This is a genomic window from Nostoc sp. 106C, from assembly GCF_002154725.1.
Classification (GTDB): Bacteria; Cyanobacteriota; Cyanobacteriia; order Cyanobacteriales; family Nostocaceae; genus Aulosira.
Genome location: NZ_MTAW01000184.1, coordinates 155,690 through 173,653, shown reverse-complemented (window position 1 = coordinate 173,653; position 17,964 = coordinate 155,690). Strand labels below are relative to the sequence as shown.

Genomic DNA, 17,964 nt, shown 5'->3' with positions numbered 1-17,964 from the left:
ATATAACGGCGTAGATCGTAATGCTTTTCTGTTTGGCTGGACACCGCAAGCTGAACTATGGAATGGTCGTCTGGCAGCTATTGGTTTTCTCGCTTATTTGTTATGGGATTTGGCAGGATTTAGCGTCCTCCGCGACGTATTTCATCTCATCGGTTACTAAAGATTAAATACACAAAAAAACCGCTCAATTTTGGAGTAAAAAAATGGAAACTCGTTCTTCTACTGATTTACCACCAGTCGCTAAAGAATATAACGGCGTAGATCGTAATGCTTTTCTGTTTGGCTGGACACCGCAAGCTGAACTATGGAATGGTCGTCTAGCAGCTATTGGTTTTCTCGCTTATTTGTTGTGGGATTTAGCAGGATACAGTGTTCTGCGCGATGTACTGCACATCATCGGCTATTAAGTCATAATTAATTGATAAAAACCTAGATTCCCGACTTTTTAGAAAAATCGGGAATCTCAGCCTTTGAAATATTAATTACGTTCATTCAGTCCTCAAAATTATGTCCTGGTCTTAATAGACGGAACCAAAACCGAGAACCCCCTTGAGGAAGGGCTAAATAACCGATCTTACCTCCCCAGCGTTCAACTGTTATTCGGCAAAAATAAAGCCCAAGGCCAGCTCTACCTGATTTATTTTTACCTTGGGCAAATTTTTGAAATAAAGTTTCTGCTACTTCTGGCGCTACCCCTGTACCCCGATCGTCAACTGTCACCAGCACAGATGTTTCATCTTGTTGTAAACCAATTTCCACAATAGAATCTGGTGGGCTATGGCGTAGTGCATTTTCTACTAGATTTGAAATCACTCTATCTAAACGCGAGCGATCGCCAACTACTTTCCAGTCTGCTGCCAAGTCAATGTTGTTAGCAAGGTGTAATTGCATATTATTAACTGCGAAACTAGGAGTTAACAGCTTGATTACCTCTTGTACAGAAGCCAGAATACTGGGTGCTTGTTCAGGTTTGAGTGTAAATGCTTCTAGCGATCGCATCTCAGCCGAGAATGCATTTAATATTTCTCGAATCAGCATTTCTTGCTTCATTGTCTGCTGTCTGCCAATTTCTAACCGTTCTTGTCCTTTTGGTGTTAAGCTTTCAAATTCTAAAAGAGCTAGACAACAATTAATACTACTTAATTGTCCAGCTATATCGTGAATAATACAATGAATCAGAACTTCTTTTTTTTGTTTATCCTTGAGTAATTGTTGATAGCTTAATTGATTTTCTCTAGCCTTTTGAATAATGTATTGTTTTTCTGTATAAGAATTTTCTAATAATTCAATTAATAAAATATTTCTATTATTAAGACAAATTGCTGATGCTTCAAAATGATATTCTTGCCCAGTTAAATCACGATCAGTCCAGAACCCAGAACTGAGTTTTATAGCATTATGATTTCGCCAAAATTCTTCAGCATCAACCAAAAAATTTTCTAAAAAAGGAAATTGCTCTTCCGGTATTAATACCTCCATACCTGATGTAATGTTTGGATGACAAAAACGCCTTAACCAATTTGGGACTGTCCCAGTAACTTTAAAGGAACCAAGATTAAGTCGCTCTAACACCAGAATATTCAAGGCTGCGAATAGATCGTCTGTGATAGAGTCAGTCATGAGCTTAGGTTAGAATTAATTTTTTGTGTAAATTACTGCTTTAAAATTTTAATTAATTTCTCGTGCAACAAACTAAATTCATTAGCTTGTTGTTGAATGAGTGCGCAATGTTTCTCTTCCCAGGTTGCATCTAAAAGCAATACCCAATCACCTTCCTCTGAAGGAAAGAGATGGACATCTGCACAAATACCATATTCACTTTTCATTCGTGGTAGAAATATAGGAAAATCGTCTAATGGCAGTAGACCTTCTAGAAAAAAGATTTGTTCTTTGATATTTTCTTCTTCTTTCAGATTAGTAACTCCGTATGCAGCCAGTTTTCCTCCCCAAGCAGACAAACGGCCATCTTTTTTAACTAAAAGATAGGCAAGAGACCGTTCTTCTAGAATGAAACTCAATAGATAAGCAATAACAGTAGTGGGAACATCTAGCATTTATTCATCCATTATTTTCTCAGCAAGAGTTTGAAAAACTTCTGCTACACCCAGACCATTTTTAGCACTGGTTTTGATCACAGTCCAATTCTTCTGCTTGATTGCGTCGATTTCCACAGGATCAATCTCCCATTCATCTGCTATATCCCATTTGTTCAATATCATAATAAAGGGAACTTTACCAATTGTTTCTTCTACTCTTATTTGGAGGTCAAAAGCTTTTTCAAGAGTATTTTTACGAGTGCCATCCACCACTAATAAATATCCAGATGACCCTCGTAAATAAGACATACGCACTTTTTGGAATTCATCTTCCCCATAAAGATCCCAAAGAATCAGATTGATTGTTTTTTCTTGAATAGTTACTGTTTTCTTATCAATTTTTACGCCTACGGTCGTCTGGTAGTTTTCCGAAAAAATGCTACTAACAAATCTTGCTACTAAACTTGTTTTACCTGTGGCAAATGCACCTACCATACATATTTTTTTCTGGAGCATAAATTGATAATTACTTCAGTTAGAAGTGTTAGTCATGAATATTTTGAAGGATACTTTGCGATTAGCTTCTTGTGCCAATTCTGGTTGTAAAGATAGACTAGAACCTATACCCACAGCGTTAAAGTTACTGGTGTTGATTCCTTGGGAAGCCAAATAGGATAGGATTTTATTAGCACGGGCTTGGCTAAGGAAATTGTTTATTGTTTCTGTTCCAGTAGTACTAGTGTGTCCTGTTATATGCAGACGTATATCTTTACCGAGATATTTGGCAGTATCTAAAAGCTGATTTATTTTTCTCGCTAGATTAGTGAGTTTATCAGCTTCACCTGGAATCAACTCTGTTGTTCCTTCTGCGAAAAATAACTTTTCTTGTTCAATCTGCTGTTTATATAGCTCTAGTTGGCTAAGTTCAATCTCCTGAAGATTTATGTCATTAAATTGACTTACCCCTGGAATAAAACGCCATAATTTTCGTGTTTCTAAAATCCATTGACGAGGTGCAGAACCAGTGGCATTGAGAATGCCATTGTTGTCAACTGTTAATGATACTGTTTTTGGTGGTAACAGTAGTTTTTCAGATCTTATGGTAACCAGTTGTGGATCTAATGATAGATAAGGTTGCCACTGACTGATGACCTTTTGGGGATTAAGATTTTCTTGTTGTATGAGTGTTTTGGGGTCTATTGCTAAAGGATCGCGCATTCCAGAAATTAAATATTTGCCCTGGTGCTGCTTGGTATTAACCACAACGATTCCTGGTTGAGACTCAAGTTTTTGGATATAGGAATGCCAACGAAATTGCTCTCTGAGCGTCAAAATGCCCCAAATCCCACAAGCGATCGCTATTGTACTTAAAAGGCTCCACGCATAAGTATAATTTTTTTTAGGTGGAGATTTATAACCTTCTGCCAGGCAAGCTTCTAAATAAAGTCTACTAGCTGCAAATGGCTCTGTATCTCCATTAAAAGCATTAATTTCGCTACTCAGCTTCAAGTGAATTTTTTCTACTGCTTCTCGCAGAATTAACCTTAATTCTTGAGGTGGTTTTCCTCGAACAATAACTGCTAGTACAGCTTGCGGGCCTTCTTCCACCCAAACGGTGAGTTCTCCAAACTGCAAACTTTGCAGTCCTTCGCTTCTTTCCACACTGAAAGAGTCTTTCACAAAATCCTGGATAGCTGTCAACATCGCTGAGACCAAATCCGGATCTTGAGTTGTTACTTTAGGTGCTACAAGATGTTGCAGCAATAATCCAGTTTGTTTATGAATTAGGAATACTTGTTCTACTTGATAAACCAGCGTCCGGAGCAGGATAATTTCGGCAAATGATTTCCCTGTCCTTCGCGCTTCTAGCCTCCATTGCAAACTCTGTGGTGATACACTATGTTCTAGAGTTTGATTTAAAGATTGCATCATCTCCTCCATAGCTGCGGAAATCGCCTTGCGCGTGGCGGGTCCAACGATGGGAAAAAATGCTTCTGAAAGTATATTGTGGTCTTGCTTGACCGAGGAATGAATAGCTATTTCTACGGTAGATATTACTGCTTCTCCCAATTGTTTATCTTGCTTTGACCGCAAGACCACAGCTTCTGGAAGCAGGCGACTAATATCTTCGGCTTGAATTTGAGGGTTATTTAAGCGTTCATAGAGTTTGTTAAGTTGAGTCGGTTCAACACCGAGCAGCAAACTGCGAAGTGTACTTAATTCATCGCTGATTTTAAGATGATTATTTACAGATAAGTCTGTAGATGCAGAAGTATTTTCCAATTCAGGTGACTGCGTTAAGCTTTGGGTTTCTCCTATAGTTCCAGGGTTTACCGTAATGCTGATTTGGCTACTATTAATGTTAATTTTAGGGGATTCTTTAGCTATTTCATTCGTGGATTTATTACTCATTTTTAAAATCCCCCAATTTCTAACTAATAACTATTTTTAGTCTATCTACTTATATAAATTTAGCAGATAAAATACTTGCTATAATGCAGGTTTATTTTTAATTTTTAATTGATAAACTTATATCTATTGTGAAAAAATGAATAATCAGCAAGGGGATAGGAATGAACTCCTAGCTCCTTGCTTTAATTATGAGTTCGTATCAGACTTTAGCCTGATAGCCAGTTCTGTAAACAGAGATGCAAGCTTAGAACGGTCAGTTTTCTCTCTACGCAGTTCTTGAGATTCTCGTTCTAACAAAGTCAGTATTTCCTCATATTTTTGTCTAATATCATCTTGTAAGCTATTAGATTGGTTGAGGAGATGTTCGCGTAGTTCTCTTTGGCTATTAGTAGTTTGTTCATCAACTTGAGCAATTTTTTTCTCTAAAGAAATAGCAAGATTTCTCTGATCTTCAGCAAGTGATTTCACGCTTGTATCTCGTTCAAATTGCTCATTTTTTACGCGTTCTGTTAAAGAATCAACTTCTGTTTTGATATATGTTTCTAAGTAATCTAAACGCTTTTTTGTCTCATCTCGCACGTTGTTTAATTCTTTAACTAGACGTTCTTCTAAACGTGCAAACCTTTTTTCAACCTCCCGTACTTGGTTACCGAAAAGAATATCTCTGACTTTATCTAAACTGTTAATTTCGCTAAGATTCGTACCATTCAATTGTGGCTTGTTTATATCTTGAATTGATGCCCCTTGCCCTGGTTCTCTCAAATTATTATTGATGTATTCTTCAGGCGGGTTCATGATTATAATCCTTTTTCATGCTGGAATTACTTATACTTATAGTTGTTTTACCAAATCCGGAGATAAAAAATCTCTCCGTAGGTAGCATCATTGAATACAACAAACGAAAGCATCCTCCTTAAGATATAAATAGATAGGTATACTTGTTTAAATTTGTAAATATTAAGTAATGGTTAAAAATTTTCTTGTTTAGAAAAGGGTTTTGAGAATGTCAACCTCTAGCTATTTAGAGTAGAAAGCGAAACAACATATCCAAAGCCAAAGCCAAGAATTGGAATACCATCACAGGGATACTGTAGTGTAAAAATATTTTAAAAAAGATCCGGCGTCCATTCTGTCATTACTAAACTAATGAAAGTGAGAACAGTAATGATACTCAGGATCGCTTGCTAATTTTCCACACTATAGCTGTCACAGTTTATTTGCTTACATTTTAGTTAAAAAAGCCACCTAAGTTTAGGTGGCTTTTTTATAAAACTTAATTAGATGAATAGATACTGAAATTCACCCCAGAGTTTATTCATCAATACAACTAGGGATACCCAAAACAGCACAGGGAAAATCAGAACCTAGAGCCTGAATAATAGGATGATTAACAGAGCGACAACCTATAAATAGAATATCAGCAGCTTCTAATTCCACAACTTTTTTAAGTTCCGTGCCAATAGTACCAAACCGCAAATGAGATTTAAAAGAACCCTGCCATTCCTCAGCTAAACTACGTGCTTGCCAAAGAATTTTGTCGGCTTGTTGCAGGACAGCTAACGATTTTTCTTGTAAATGTGGTGCGATAGCTTGTAGTTTTGGTTGAGTTAAAACGGGTGTGACAGATTTAGATACATTGCTTACTGGGCATTCTAAAGGAGTGATATGTCTGGTAAAGCTTGAGATATCTGAATACTGACTCTTATACTTGTCTGCTACCACATAAACGGCTTGAACTGTTACTGGCTTGTTGGTAGCCAAGCGCGTTTGGTGAGCAATCCAAAAGGCTATATCTAGCGCGGTATGGCTCTTGGGAGATGCATCATATGCGACAATTAAGTTAACTGGTTTTGCTGTAGAAGCTTTTTTAGAAAAGGTTTTTTTTGGCTCTGGTAGCAATACCATTTGCTCAATTAAGTCATCTCGACCGATGGTGCTTTGAAGGCGCACTAACATTGGCTTGATTTTCACAGCGTAACTTCTCTCCCATGAAACAAATGACTAATGAGAAGCAGGGTAACCAATTTTGTCCTTTGTCCTTTGCCCTTGGTCATATGTTCGCCAATTCTTGAACCATGACTAATGACTCACGACTAATTAGTTAATAACTAAAATCGGTAAAAGAAACCCCAATAACAACTGGTATGAAAGCCAAAGTTTTGGCGGTTCCTTCCACTGCCGACGGAGTTAGCTGACGGGCTAAGACTGGAAGGTGTCTCTCATAAAGATTAGCCCCAAACATTGGTTCCTCCGCTCCAAATCCAAAATTTGCCGAATTTGAATTAGGCTACCCACTAAAAGCATGATAATCTAATTTACTCGTCTTGCGTAAAATAGCGATCAAGAAAGTTCAAGGCGTGGTTGCGCAGTTCAAAATATTCTTTTGAATTACGCATGGTAGAGCGATCGCGTGGATGAGGAAAAGGCACTTCTAATATTTCTCCAATTGTGGCGGCGGGACCATTAGTCATTAATACGATGCGATCTGACATATAAATTGCTTCATCTACATCGTGAGTAATCATCATCACTGCTTGGCGATGCTTTTCCCAGATATCTAATACTTGTCGCTGCAATTTACTTCTAGTTAACGCGTCTAGCGCACCAAAAGGTTCATCCATCAGCAACATTTTTGGGCGAATTGCCAAAGCTCTAGCAATACCCACACGCTGTTTCATCCCCCCAGAAATTTCATCGGGATATTTATCAGCAGCCGCGGTCAAGTTTACCATTGCCAAGTGTTCATTTACAATGCTAATTTTCTCAGCACGATTGGCATTTTTTAGCACTTCATCTACAGCTAACCGGATATTTTCTCGTACTGTTAACCAAGGTAAAAGTGAATAATTCTGAAATACCATCATCCTTTCTGCTCCCGGCTGACGAATTTCTTTTCCATCTAGCCGTACCGAGCCAGAAGTTGCTTTTTCTAATCCTGCTACAATTTTTAACAGAGTTGATTTACCGCAACCAGAGTGACCAATTACAGAAATATATTCGTCTTCTCCGATGGTGAGATTAACACCATTTAGTACTACAAAATTACCTTTATCTGGTGTCGGATAAGACTTGACTAAATTTTCAATTTCTAAAAATGCACTGTGGGGCTGAACCTGATTCTGGGTATTGATAGGTAATGCGGTATATTCCATCATCAAATGCTCCTGATAATTTAGTCGATAGTTATTATTGCGACTTGGGAATTTAAGACATGAAGAAACTAGTGGGAGCGTTAGCCCTAATTTCAAAACTATTTAAATAGCCAACAGGATCGCTAGGATCAAAACCTTTTTTATCGATAAATACTTCTGGGGGTTCTACTTTGTAATCATCTTTAGGAGATTCAATACCCATTTCTGAGGCTATCTCTCGATAAAGGTCTGTCCGCCAACCTTTTGCAGCTAATTGTTCAGCATTTTTGGGAAATTGATGAATTTGTCCCCAACGCGCTGCTTGTGTCATCAACCAGATACTTCTAGATCTCCACAAGAATGTCGAATGTTCTCCTGGCTGTTTGGGAAGGTTGTCAGGAATATCGAAGAAAATTGTATTGTCAGCAGCTTTAATGGTGCGATCTTTGCCATCAAACCCACCATAGTTGTAATTGCCGAGAATTGCTGGTCCCGTAAATTTGGTGATTGGGGCACCTTTCTTTTTGGGTTTTGCCCCAGTAAAGGAACGATCTGTAATTAGTTCGGCAACTTCTTGGCGGTTTTCTGGTTTGCTGCAATACTGACAAGCTTCAATCATTGCCTTGACTAAGGAACGATAGGTTTTGGGATATTGTTCGATGAATGATTCCATCACTCCCAATAGTCGATCTGGGTGTCCTAACCAGACTTCTTTACCTTGGGCGAAGGTAAAACCGACGCCTTCGTTACCTGTAATGGCTCTGGTATTCCAAGGTTCGGCAACCATGTAGGCCTGCATCGCGCCAATCCGCACGTTTGTTACCATCTGGGGAGGTGGCACAATGATGATGCGAAACTCCTTGAGGGGATCGACGCCAGCTGCCGCAGAGATGTAACGCACAAAGTATTCGTAGATAGCAGAACTCAGCACTACTGCCCAAACTTTGTTTTCTGGAGATTGCTTGTCAAAGTAGCCACGAAAATCTCTACCAAAGGTTTCTAAAGCATCATCGCCGTATTTTTCTTGGTACTCGTACCACGGACGCAGCCCAAAATCCCACATGGCTTTGTTCATCGTCATGGCGTTACCGTGGCGGTGAATTGTCATGGCAGCACATAAGGGAGCATGGCGTGCGCCTTCTGCACCAATTCTGGCGTTGGTGACTGCACCGGATACTACAGGTGAAGCGTCCAGACGACCAAATATGATGCCATCGCGGGAAGTTGCCCAACTGGCTTCGCGGTTAAGTTTGACGTTTAAACCGTATTTGCGGAAGAAGCCTTTTTTCCAGGCGATCGCAAATGGCGCACAATCATTTACAGGTACGTAGCCAACAGTAATATTAGGTTTTTCTAGGTCTTGCGATCTCACTACTGGTTCTACTGCTAAAGCTTCTTGTGTCAGTCCTTTAGCAGAGCGATCGCCTGAAATTGTACAGGAAGACAGCGCCATTGAGGCGGTTGTTGCTCCCATTCCTAAGAGAAATTCTCGTCGATTCCAGTTATTATCACCCATTTATGTAGCTCCAGCGGTGATTAATAGGGTTAATTAAGCTCATGTTCCAGACCCACACAGTTAAGGAGATTCTTAGCGTGTTGGGGTGAAAAAATCTAATTATTTAGCAACTGTGGGGCGACGGGTTACTAATTCTTGAATTTTACCTACACCGTAATCAAGAATTAATCCAGTTAAGCCAATTACCAACACAGCAAGAAAGACTGAACTCAGATTTAAACGGCTCCATTCGTCCCAAACAAAAAATCCGATACCAATACCACCAGTGAGCATTTCAACAGCTACAATCACCAGCCAGGCAATCCCTAAACTAATTCGCAATCCGGTAAAAATATAAGGCAAACTTGCAGGCCAAATAATTTTTGTAATTCTTCGCCAACGGGGCATTTCTAGTACTCTTGCCACATCTAAATAATCTTGGGGAACACTAGAAACTCCCAATGCTGTGTTAATAATTGTCGGCCATAGAGAGGTAATAAAAATTACGAAAATCGCTGAAGGATCTGCCAAGTTGAAGATAGCCAAAGCAATTGGCAACCAAGCTAATGGTGATACTGGTTTAAAAATTTGAATGATTGGATTTAACGCTAGCATTGCCGATTTGGACATACCAATCAGAAATCCCAGAGGAATCGCCACTACTGCACCTAATAGAAAACCCAGCAATACCCTTCGCAAGCTGGCCAGCAATAACCAACCGATTCCCAGGTTACCCGGGCCTCGTTCATAGAATGGATTTAAAATGTAATCCAGATTAGCAACTAGCGCCTCTGGAGGGGTGGGCATTAATTCGTGGTTGAAGAGCGCTACAACCCACCACAGTAAAATTATCCCTAAGAAGCCTAAAATAGGTAGTATGACAACATCCCTGACAACGACAGGCTTTGTTTTTTTCCAAGCTACTTGCCCAGCAACGGCAAAAACCGCAGCTAAATTTAGTTGTAATACCATTAACAACCTCAACAGATATAAGCACGGGTACACAAATCCGAGCAGTACCAGCCTTGGACACTGATGAGATTACAAAAATGTCTTCTCTTCAGTCTCCTCTCAATGCCTACGAAGTTAGCTGACGGGCTAGGGCTGAGAGATGCCCCTCTCTTTTCAATTGTGAATTCAAAGCTCAAATCCACTAATTAATTGATATAGAGATACGCCCCACAATTTGGTTCCTCCGCTCCAGCGTTACACAGTGTGATGCGCTAGATTAAGCTGACTTACTCTAATTTTGCACAATATAACATGATTTCTCAGTAAAAATATCTGTCCCTTGATTAAAATTGTTGATTTAACTACCCATGTTGCATAAATATTCTCAGTAGTTAGTTATCGTTAAAATTTATATACAGAGTTATTTTCTTTAGCTTAGTATCAATACACAGGGGTAGACAACAGCGAAAATAATCAAACTTGTCACTATTTTGATATTTGGCTATTCATTAAATCCCAATGATAAATATTATACATTCTTACTAAGCAATCGTAGCAAGCCATCAAGCAAACACAGCATTTATACAGAGGTAAGGACAACAACAATCTATATCTTTCGGTAGTTGCAGCTTTTTATATTTTTTTATTCAAACTCTACTCTTATTAAACTAATTGCATATAGAATTTAAGTCATCTGTCTATTTACAGAATTTAAAATAATGGATTTTAGTCAAGTACTGGCTGAAAAAACTGACACTATCCTCCAGCAATGGGTATCAGAGGTTCGTAAAGACAAGCATATTGAAAGCGCTGATGAGTTATCTTACACAGCAATCAAAAATCATCTTCCCGAAGTGATTAAAGCAATGGTAACAGTACTTTCAACATCTCAGGGAAATGATGTAAAATCGATAGTTGTTGCTAGTTGGCAGCATGGAATTCTTAGGGCTGAACAAGGTTTTGAACCAGCAGAAATTGCACGGGAATATCATCTGCTAAAAACAATAATATTTGAGACTATAGAAACATATTTATTGCAGGGAACTCCAGCAGCGATCGTTCGTGCTATGCGTTTGATTGATACCGTAATCGATGAAGCGATCGCTCGCTGTTTCAATAGTTATTTTGAAGAACGCTTACGGGAATTACAACAGCTATACAATTCTCTAACACTTCATAATGACGAACTAAATCGCTTAGTTAATACCAATCAAGATTATTTTACTCAACTAGCGCACGAACTCAAAAGTCCTTTGGCTTCAATTATTGGTTACTCAGATCTGTTTTTACGTCAACAACGACGGCAGAATGGTGAAAATGACACCCAAGTAAATTTAGAACATATTGAGCGCGTGCTACGCAATGGCAGATATTTACTTCGTTTGATCAACGATATACTAGAACTTTCGCGTTATGACGCAGGCAAAATACAGCCCGAATCAGAATTGACTAATGTCTGTGAATTAATCAACAATGTATTTGAAATGTTGGAGCCTGTGGCTAGGGAAAAAAACTTACCGATTGTAATTAATTGCGTTCGTGCTCCGCAACAAGTATCCACTGACGCTTTAAAATTACAACAAATTGTTACAAATCTTGTGAGTAATGCAATCCGCTACACAGAGTCTGGAAATATTAATATAACTTGTCAGGTATTGGACGATCAAAACTGGGCGATCGCAGTTACTGATACAGGAATTGGCATTCCGCCAGAAAATCAAACCCAGATATTTGAACCCTATTTTCGCGTGAATTCTGTTAATAAGTCCTACGTTCCCGGAAGTACGGGATTAGGGTTGGCAATAGTTATTCGCTTAGTAAAACTACTGCAAGGTAAAATTAATTTAATTTCTGAAATTGGTGTTGGTTCAACTTTTTATGTAACTTTTCCCTTGCAGTTGAAGATGTTAGAGAGTTGATTTCGCGCCAAGGTACAAAAGATAATTTTGTATCTTCACACTAATCAAAAATCATTTTCATTACAAACTATGTTTTTTTAATTTAGCCAGTGCATCTTCAGCCGCAGCTTTTTCAGCATCTTTCTTGTTGCGTCCCTTACCTTCTCCGTACTCTTTCTTATCCACAAAAACTTTGGCTAAGAACTCTGGCGCATGAGATAAACCACCGATTTGAACTGTTTCATATATGGGAGGATTTGGAGTAACGTTGCGTTGTACCCATTCTTGAAAGCGATTTTTTGAGTCTACACTAGAGCGAATCACAACAATTTGCTCAGGTACAGAATCAAATAGCGGTTCGACAATTGCGCGCACTGCTTCAATATTGGAATTATTATCTAAATAGTAAGCACCAATAACTGCTTCAAAGGTACTACTAAGTAAATTAGGATTTTGGTAGCCTCCATCTCGAATAGCACCTTTTCCCAGCCGCATCTTTGAGTTTAAATTTATCTCAATAGCAAACTTAGCTAATTGTTTCTCATCTACTAGTGCAGAACGCCGTCGTGTTAATTCATCTTCTCCTTTTTCTGGGTGAAGGCGATAGAGATACTCGCCACTTAAGAAAGTTAGCAAAGCATCACCAAGAAACTCTAGACGTTCGTTATGTTCACCTTCTCCTGGGTTTTCATGAACATAAGAACGGTGGGTAAGCGCACAACGTAAGAGTTTTTCGTCAGAAAATATTAGAAGTTTATGCATTGTGATGTTTTATTTGAGTTGATGCGAAAATTGATTATGGGGTAGCTGTACAAGTTTGATTATCTTAAACAATGAAAAAACCGCCAAGAGCGGTATGTTGAGAAAGCACTTACTTTCTTAATTAATAGGTTAAGATTTACTGTCTGCGATCGCACTATACAAAATGCCTAATATTTTCTTAATATCTTTAATATAATACTCACTCAAATCAATCGAAACTATATTTCCCTCAAGCTTGAGAAACTGCCAGATAGTACCGATAGTCACAGCACCATATATAGACTTAATTTGATTTTGACTTCTCTCGTTAAAAAATTGAGCAGCTACCATCTCGGCAATACACTGCGCTAAACCAGATCTTAAATTCTCATTTTTGCTTTCTACGAGAACAATTACCGGACTGCGCACAAGCAACTGCTCTGAAGAAAGACTTAAGATAAAATCACAAAAACCATTTAGTCCTCTTTGGCTATCAACAGTAAAATCTACTCCGGAAAATAAACTTATTTGATAATTAAACTTGCGCCTTATTTCTAACATAATCGGACTGATGATCATTTCACTTCGTGCTTTCTCTGAACTGATAGCCACAGCCAAATCAACGTTTTCTTTAAGAATAGTAGATAATAGTTCACTACATTCCTGTTCTTGTACACTTGCAAATAATCCAGATGACTCGTGGATAATTAAAGCAAAAGAATCAATAATTTCACTAAGTTTAAAATCGCTATAAGCCATAAAAATTAATATTTGGTCATTCTAAATAGGGCATTTGGCATTAGTAACAAGTATTCTCTGTTTGTCCGTCCGTTCGCGTAGCGTCTCCGACAGGAGAAGTTCTGTTCGTCATTTGCCCTTGGCGTACCCCTGCGCGGAAGCCATCGCTCAGACTTCTCTGTTTGTCTGCCCTACGCCTTTGCTCCCTTCGGGAAAGTTATTACAACACTTATTCTAAATGTGCCAGAACCTTGATATGCTAAGAGCCGAGACTAGCTATATTGCCAAACCATGCCTGCGCCTACTATCATCCCTAAAATCACTTCCTTTCCCCTGACAGCCGTAGTCGGACAAGAAGCGATTAAATTAGCTTTACTCTTAGCAGCAGTCGATCCGGGATTGGGTGGAGTGGCGATCGCAGGACGTCGTGGTACGGCAAAATCTGTGATGGCGCGTGCAATCCACGCCCTACTACCACCCATTGAAGTTGTTCAAGGCTCGATCAGCAACTGCGATCCCAGTCAACCCCAAGATTGGGATGACCAACTTTTAGTAGAATACGCAGATAAAGATGTTCAAGATGTCCCTACCGAAATCATCCCTGCGCCTTTTGTGCAAATTCCTTTGGGAGTGACAGAAGACCGACTCCTAGGTTCTGTGGATGTAGAACAGTCTGTCAAGCAAGGAGACACAATATTTCAGCCTGGGTTACTCGCCACAGCAAACCGAGGTGTCTTGTATGTAGATGAAATTAACTTACTAGACGACCAAATCAGCAATCAGCTACTGACAGTATTATCGGAAGGACGCAACCAAATTGAACGGGAAGGCATAAGTTTTCAGCATTCCTGCAAATCGCTGTTTATTGCCACCTACAATCCAGAAGAAGGTGCATTACGAGAGCATTTGTTAGATAGAATTGCGATCGCACTCTCAGCAGATGGAGTACTCGGCTTAGATCAAAGAGTACAAGCAGTAGAACAAGCGATCGCCTATTCCCAGTCTCCCCAAGAGTTTCTCCAGCAATATAACGAAGACTTAGACGCTCTCAAAACGCAAATTATTCTGGCACGGGAATGGTTAAAAGACGTAATCATTACACACGAACAAATTGCCTATTTAGTAGATGAGGCAATTCGAGGGGGAGTCCAAGGACATCGTGCTGAGTTATTTGCTGTCAGAGTTGCGAAAGCCGCTGCTGCTTTGGAAGGACGCAACACTGTGAATGCGGAAGACTTGCGCCGTGCTGTGGAATTGGTGATTGTCCCACGGGCGACAATTGTGCAGACACCACCACCAGAACAAGCACCGCCACCGCCACCTCCTCCCCCCCCACCAGAAAATCAGGACGAATTAGAACAAGAGCAAGAGGAAGAGGAACAGGAACAAGAGGAACAAGAACAGCAAGAACCACCCAGTATCCCCGAAGAATTTATCTTCGATCCGGAAGGGGTGATACTTGATTCTAGTGTGCTTTATTTTGCCCAAATGGCTAAACGCCAAGGTAAGTCTGGCAGTCGCAGCATCATCTTTTCTGAAGACCGGGGACGCTATATTAAACCGATGTTGCCCAAAGGAAAGGTAAGACGAATCGCCGTAGATGCCACTCTTAGAGCAGCTGCTCCGTATCAAAAAGCACGCAGACAAAGAAACCCCGATCGCAAAGTCATAGTTGAACAAGGAGACATTCGCGGCAAGCGTTTAGTACGCAAAGCTGGAGCGTTAGTAGTATTTGTGGTAGATGCTTCAGGCTCTATGGCCCTCAATCGAATGCAGTCAGCTAAAGGTGCAGTGATGCAACTGTTGACCGAAGCATATCAAAACCGCGACCAAGTGGCTTTAATTCCCTTCCGTGGAGAACAAGCAGAGGTATTATTACCCCCAACCCGTTCCATTGCTTTGGCGCGTAACCGTTTGGAAAGGCTGCCTTGTGGTGGCGGTTCGCCATTAGCACATGGTTTAACCCAAGCTGTCCGCGTTGGCATTAATGCCCAAATGAGTGGAGATATTGGGCAAGTAGTAGTAGTAGCGATCACCGATGGGCGGGGTAATATTCCCTTAGCGCGTTCCTTAGGTGAACAGCTAGAACCAGGAGAAAAACCAGATATCAAAGCCGAATTGTTAGAAATTGCTGCCAGAATCCGAGCTTTGGGGATGCAACTATTAGTAATTGATACGGAGAGTAAATTTGTTTCCACTGGCTTTGCTAAAGAATTAGCACAAACAGCCGGAGGTAAGTATTACCATTTACCAAAAGCGACCGATAAAGCTATTGCTGCCATGACCAAAGGTGCGATCGCTGATTTAAAATCTAGGTAATTAGTTAGGGTCAAAAGTCAAGAGTCAAGAGTCAACAGTTAATAAAACTTTGGACTATAGACTTTTGATTAGTGACTATGACCCTGTTGCTACAGCCTGTGGTTGCAAATAGCAAATTAGATCTTGAATACCCTTTTGCAGATATCGCGTTACTGTCATCGGACTGGTGCCAATATTTTTAGCAGCATCTTTGCGTGAAAGTTCTTTCAAAAATACTAACTCAACAGCCATACGTGGCTTTTCTTCCAACAAACTTATTGCCCCTTGGAGTTGTTGTCGTTCTTCTTCTTGTTGCTGAAGAGCACTAGAACGAGGACAAGGAAGGGCTTCACCTAAAGTTATTTGGCAATCAACATAGTGAACGGCAGTAGCATCTAAACTTAAAGGCATCCGGTTTTGCGCAGCTAACTTTGTTTCTTGCCATTCGTGCACAGATACCTGAAGCTGCTTGGCAATTTCCGAATCTTTAGGAGGTCGTCCCAAAGCAATTGCTAATTCTTTGCGAACCTTTTGCCCTTCATTATATAGTTCTTGCCAACGCCGGGGAATTTTTAATAAAGTACTGCGATCGCGCAAAAAATGCAGCATCTCACCACGAATATATGGTACAGCAAAGGAACTAAACGCATATCCTTGGCTGGGATCAAAGCGCTCAATTGCCCTAATCAAACCAAAGTAACCGATTTGTTCTAAGTCTTCATATGGTTCATTACATTGATGGCTAAATTTATGAGCCATCTTCCGCACTAAACCAGTATGTAGCTGTACAAGTTGATTACGCAGTTTAATAGAGGGATTCTGGTGGTATAAGTGTAATAACTCTATACCATCTATTCGCACAGAGGACTCACTTGCTGCCATATAAAAATTCCTTTGTGGTAACTCCTTTTTCTGAAAAAATGGAGTTGCGTATATTGTCATCAAAGCTGTCATTATTTTCCTTAGACAACGCTGAATAAACCATCGTCGTTATACTGAACTTATCAGGGTCTCTAGTCGATGATTCAGTATTTACACGCATGAATTTTTATTTATATCTGTTGTTGATTAATTTTGTTTTCTGTAAAACAATTGGCAAGGCTAATTGTCTTGAGTTTATGCAATAAAACTCAACTATTGCTGCTGAAAAATATATAAATTACTCAATGTGCACCACTCATGCTGCACAAATTTAAGATAAGTTTTGTATTAATTTTGAAACTAATTTTGTACAATACTCTTTGAATTTGACTGGCAAATCTTTGCGAGTACAGCAAGATTAACGAGCATTTTCAGACATACTTAAAGCTTAGAAAAGTTAGCTCGTAAGACAGTTTTGGCTATTTTAGGTGTATCAGAGAAGTTTATCTACTTTTAGATGTCCTACCATCTTTCTGAGTTGCCCATCAAAGTAATAAAGATTATTTCTCCAGTTTGACTTACTGGTTACTAGCCATGAATTTTAGTAAAAATAGAAGCATACAGGAAATTTATCAGCAAAACACGTTTTAAAGATGAGTAACACCAGCAATTTCCGTGACGCTATTCGTGAGGCTAAAACTCAAGCCCTCATTGGTCCAAATGTAATAGCCAATGCCCTTCCCTATGTCGGTGGCGGTCTTGTACTCACAGCACTGGGAACCTACGGTGGTTTGGGAGTTATCCGTACTAACCCCGGTTTGTTCTTCCCTACCTTCATTGGTGCAGTCATTCTAGAGTTAATTTTGTTCTTTGTTGCCCAAAATGTTGCTGAAAAAGGCAACAAGGGCCTGGCACTTCCCCTACTGGCTACCTACAGCCTCTTATCTGGATATACTCTCAGTGGCTTAGTACACCTCGCCTTGAGAACTCAAGGTGTTGGCATTCAAGGTATTGGTTTGGCTGCCCTTGGTTGTGGTGTTACCTTTATTGTTGCTCGTCAAATTGGTTCAAATCTTTCTGAACAAGACGGGATGGCTTTGACAAAAACCATCTCTCTCGGCATTATTGCCTTGGTAGTTGTCTGTCTTACTCAATTTGTATTTGCCTTGTTCGGTGTTTATACACCAACCTGGCTAGAAATCGCCATTTCTGGTTTGGGAGTATTTCTGTTTGCAGGGGCATCTGTGGTTGACTTCTACATCTTGCCACGTACTTATCGCAACGATCAGTACTTGCCTGCCGCTTTGTCTATGTACCTCACCTACATCAACCTGTTCATTTTTATTTTACGGTTGTTAATTGCCCTCAATGGCCGTGACTAAGCACCTGTAGTTACTAGAAAA

General features: G+C 39.8%; 17 protein-coding genes and 2 riboswitches. Of the genes, 5 read left to right on the top strand and 12 right to left on the bottom strand.

The genetic code is table 11. From position 1 onward, the window contains the following. Both BV375_RS38400 and BV375_RS28250 read left to right on the top strand, forming a co-directional pair. The coding region (locus BV375_RS38400) for a high light inducible protein (protein WP_086766653.1) at positions 1–160 on the top strand (160 nt) is incomplete at its 5' end. A gap of 43 nt (positions 161–203) precedes the next feature. After that, positions 204–407 carry a high light inducible protein gene (locus tag BV375_RS28250; RefSeq protein ID WP_086766651.1) on the top strand — a complete coding sequence of 68 codons (204 nt, stop codon included), beginning with the start codon at positions 204–206 and terminating at the stop codon, positions 405–407. Positions 408–492: 85 nt separating this feature from the next. On the opposite strand, the gene BV375_RS28245 is transcribed toward BV375_RS28250, so the two are convergent. The 9 genes from BV375_RS28245 to ntrB all read right to left on the bottom strand — a co-directional run bounded on the left by BV375_RS28245 (position 493) and on the right by ntrB (position 10,046). Continuing rightward, positions 493–1,620: a sensor histidine kinase gene (locus BV375_RS28245; protein WP_086766649.1), complete on the bottom strand. Its 1,128-nt coding sequence runs from the start codon at positions 1,618–1,620 to the stop codon at positions 493–495. A 32-nt stretch (positions 1,621–1,652) separates the two neighbouring features. Continuing rightward, positions 1,653–2,054 (bottom strand): hypothetical protein, encoded by a 402-nt coding sequence (locus BV375_RS28240; protein ID WP_086766647.1) that lies wholly within the window; start codon positions 2,052–2,054, stop codon positions 1,653–1,655. Then, positions 2,055–2,552 (bottom strand): Rab family GTPase, encoded by a 498-nt coding sequence (locus tag BV375_RS28235; RefSeq protein ID WP_086766645.1) that lies wholly within the window; start codon positions 2,550–2,552, stop codon positions 2,055–2,057. Between the two features lie 15 nt (positions 2,553–2,567). Further along, complete coding sequence (locus BV375_RS28230) at positions 2,568–4,448, bottom strand: OmpA family protein (protein WP_086766643.1); 1,881 nt, start codon at positions 4,446–4,448, stop codon at positions 2,568–2,570. Between the two features lie 186 nt (positions 4,449–4,634). Beyond that, entirely contained in the window at positions 4,635–5,243 is a 609-nt protein-coding gene (locus BV375_RS28225) for a hypothetical protein (protein WP_086766641.1), read from the bottom strand. A 516-nt stretch (positions 5,244–5,759) separates the two neighbouring features. Beyond that, complete coding sequence (locus tag BV375_RS28220; protein WP_086766640.1) at positions 5,760–6,404, bottom strand: universal stress family protein; 645 nt, start codon at positions 6,402–6,404, stop codon at positions 5,760–5,762. A gap of 208 nt (positions 6,405–6,612) precedes the next feature. Further along, positions 6,613–6,732, bottom strand: a riboswitch (cyclic di-AMP (ydaO/yuaA leader). A gap of 31 nt (positions 6,733–6,763) precedes the next feature. Beyond that, positions 6,764–7,600, bottom strand: coding sequence for an ABC transporter ATP-binding protein (locus BV375_RS28215; protein ID WP_086766638.1), 837 nt, complete (start codon positions 7,598–7,600; stop codon positions 6,764–6,766). Positions 7,601–7,652: 52 nt separating this feature from the next. Further along, a complete protein-coding gene (locus BV375_RS28210; protein WP_086766636.1) occupies positions 7,653–9,095 on the bottom strand; it encodes an ABC transporter substrate-binding protein in 1,443 nt (480 codons plus the stop codon). A gap of 99 nt (positions 9,096–9,194) precedes the next feature. Further along, a complete protein-coding gene (gene ntrB / locus BV375_RS28205) occupies positions 9,195–10,046 on the bottom strand; it encodes a nitrate ABC transporter permease (RefSeq protein ID WP_086766634.1) in 852 nt (283 codons plus the stop codon). An 88-nt stretch (positions 10,047–10,134) separates the two neighbouring features. Next, positions 10,135–10,319, bottom strand: a riboswitch (cyclic di-AMP (ydaO/yuaA leader). A 425-nt stretch (positions 10,320–10,744) separates the two neighbouring features. Here ntrB and BV375_RS28200 point away from each other — a divergent pair. Then, complete coding sequence (locus BV375_RS28200) at positions 10,745–11,944, top strand: HAMP domain-containing sensor histidine kinase (protein WP_086766632.1); 1,200 nt, start codon at positions 10,745–10,747, stop codon at positions 11,942–11,944. 60 nt (positions 11,945–12,004) lie between these two features. Here BV375_RS28200 and rnc read toward each other — a convergent pair whose 3' ends face one another. Continuing rightward, positions 12,005–12,685 carry a ribonuclease III gene (rnc, locus tag BV375_RS28195; RefSeq protein ID WP_086766630.1) on the bottom strand — a complete coding sequence of 227 codons (681 nt, stop codon included), beginning with the start codon at positions 12,683–12,685 and terminating at the stop codon, positions 12,005–12,007. Positions 12,686–12,814: 129 nt separating this feature from the next. Next, positions 12,815–13,423 (bottom strand): hypothetical protein, encoded by a 609-nt coding sequence (locus BV375_RS28190; RefSeq protein ID WP_086766628.1) that lies wholly within the window; start codon positions 13,421–13,423, stop codon positions 12,815–12,817. A 270-nt stretch (positions 13,424–13,693) separates the two neighbouring features. Here BV375_RS28190 and bchD point away from each other — a divergent pair, with 270 nt between their 5' ends. Continuing rightward, positions 13,694–15,721, top strand: coding sequence for a magnesium chelatase ATPase subunit D (bchD, locus tag BV375_RS28185; protein WP_086766626.1), 2,028 nt, complete (start codon positions 13,694–13,696; stop codon positions 15,719–15,721). Positions 15,722–15,796: 75 nt separating this feature from the next. Here the strand turns inward: bchD and BV375_RS28180 are convergent, their stop codons facing one another. Further along, the gene (locus BV375_RS28180; RefSeq protein ID WP_086766624.1) at positions 15,797–16,582 is read right to left on the bottom strand and encodes an RNA polymerase sigma factor SigF; all 786 of its coding nucleotides are present in this window, start codon (positions 16,580–16,582) and stop codon (positions 15,797–15,799) included. 632 nt (positions 16,583–17,214) lie between these two features. On the opposite strand from BV375_RS28180, the gene BV375_RS28175 reads away from it, so the two are divergent. After that, positions 17,215–17,943 (top strand): Bax inhibitor-1 family protein, encoded by a 729-nt coding sequence (locus BV375_RS28175; protein WP_086766622.1) that lies wholly within the window; start codon positions 17,215–17,217, stop codon positions 17,941–17,943. Positions 17,944–17,964: the final 21 nt, after the last annotated feature.

Coding starts and splice junctions, on each gene's coding strand:
- BV375_RS28180 (WP_086766624.1), bottom strand. CDS start 16,582: ATGGCAGCAAGTGAGTCCTCTGTGCGAATAGATGGTATAGAGTTATTA.
- ntrB (WP_086766634.1), bottom strand. CDS start 10,046: ATGGTATTACAACTAAATTTAGCTGCGGTTTTTGCCGTTGCTGGGCAA.
- rnc (WP_086766630.1), bottom strand. CDS start 12,685: ATGCATAAACTTCTAATATTTTCTGACGAAAAACTCTTACGTTGTGCG.
- BV375_RS28215 (WP_086766638.1), bottom strand. CDS start 7,600: ATGGAATATACCGCATTACCTATCAATACCCAGAATCAGGTTCAGCCC.
- BV375_RS28220 (WP_086766640.1), bottom strand. CDS start 6,404: ATGTTAGTGCGCCTTCAAAGCACCATCGGTCGAGATGACTTAATTGAG.
- BV375_RS28240 (WP_086766647.1), bottom strand. CDS start 2,054: ATGCTAGATGTTCCCACTACTGTTATTGCTTATCTATTGAGTTTCATT.
- BV375_RS28175 (WP_086766622.1), top strand. CDS start 17,215: ATGAGTAACACCAGCAATTTCCGTGACGCTATTCGTGAGGCTAAAACT.
- BV375_RS28200 (WP_086766632.1), top strand. CDS start 10,745: ATGGATTTTAGTCAAGTACTGGCTGAAAAAACTGACACTATCCTCCAG.
- BV375_RS28210 (WP_086766636.1), bottom strand. CDS start 9,095: ATGGGTGATAATAACTGGAATCGACGAGAATTTCTCTTAGGAATGGGA.
- BV375_RS28245 (WP_086766649.1), bottom strand. CDS start 1,620: ATGACTGACTCTATCACAGACGATCTATTCGCAGCCTTGAATATTCTG.
- BV375_RS28225 (WP_086766641.1), bottom strand. CDS start 5,243: ATGAACCCGCCTGAAGAATACATCAATAATAATTTGAGAGAACCAGGG.
- BV375_RS28230 (WP_086766643.1), bottom strand. CDS start 4,448: ATGAGTAATAAATCCACGAATGAAATAGCTAAAGAATCCCCTAAAATT.
- BV375_RS28190 (WP_086766628.1), bottom strand. CDS start 13,423: ATGGCTTATAGCGATTTTAAACTTAGTGAAATTATTGATTCTTTTGCT.
- BV375_RS28250 (WP_086766651.1), top strand. CDS start 204: ATGGAAACTCGTTCTTCTACTGATTTACCACCAGTCGCTAAAGAATAT.
- BV375_RS28235 (WP_086766645.1), bottom strand. CDS start 2,552: ATGCTCCAGAAAAAAATATGTATGGTAGGTGCATTTGCCACAGGTAAA.
- bchD (WP_086766626.1), top strand. CDS start 13,694: ATGCCTGCGCCTACTATCATCCCTAAAATCACTTCCTTTCCCCTGACA.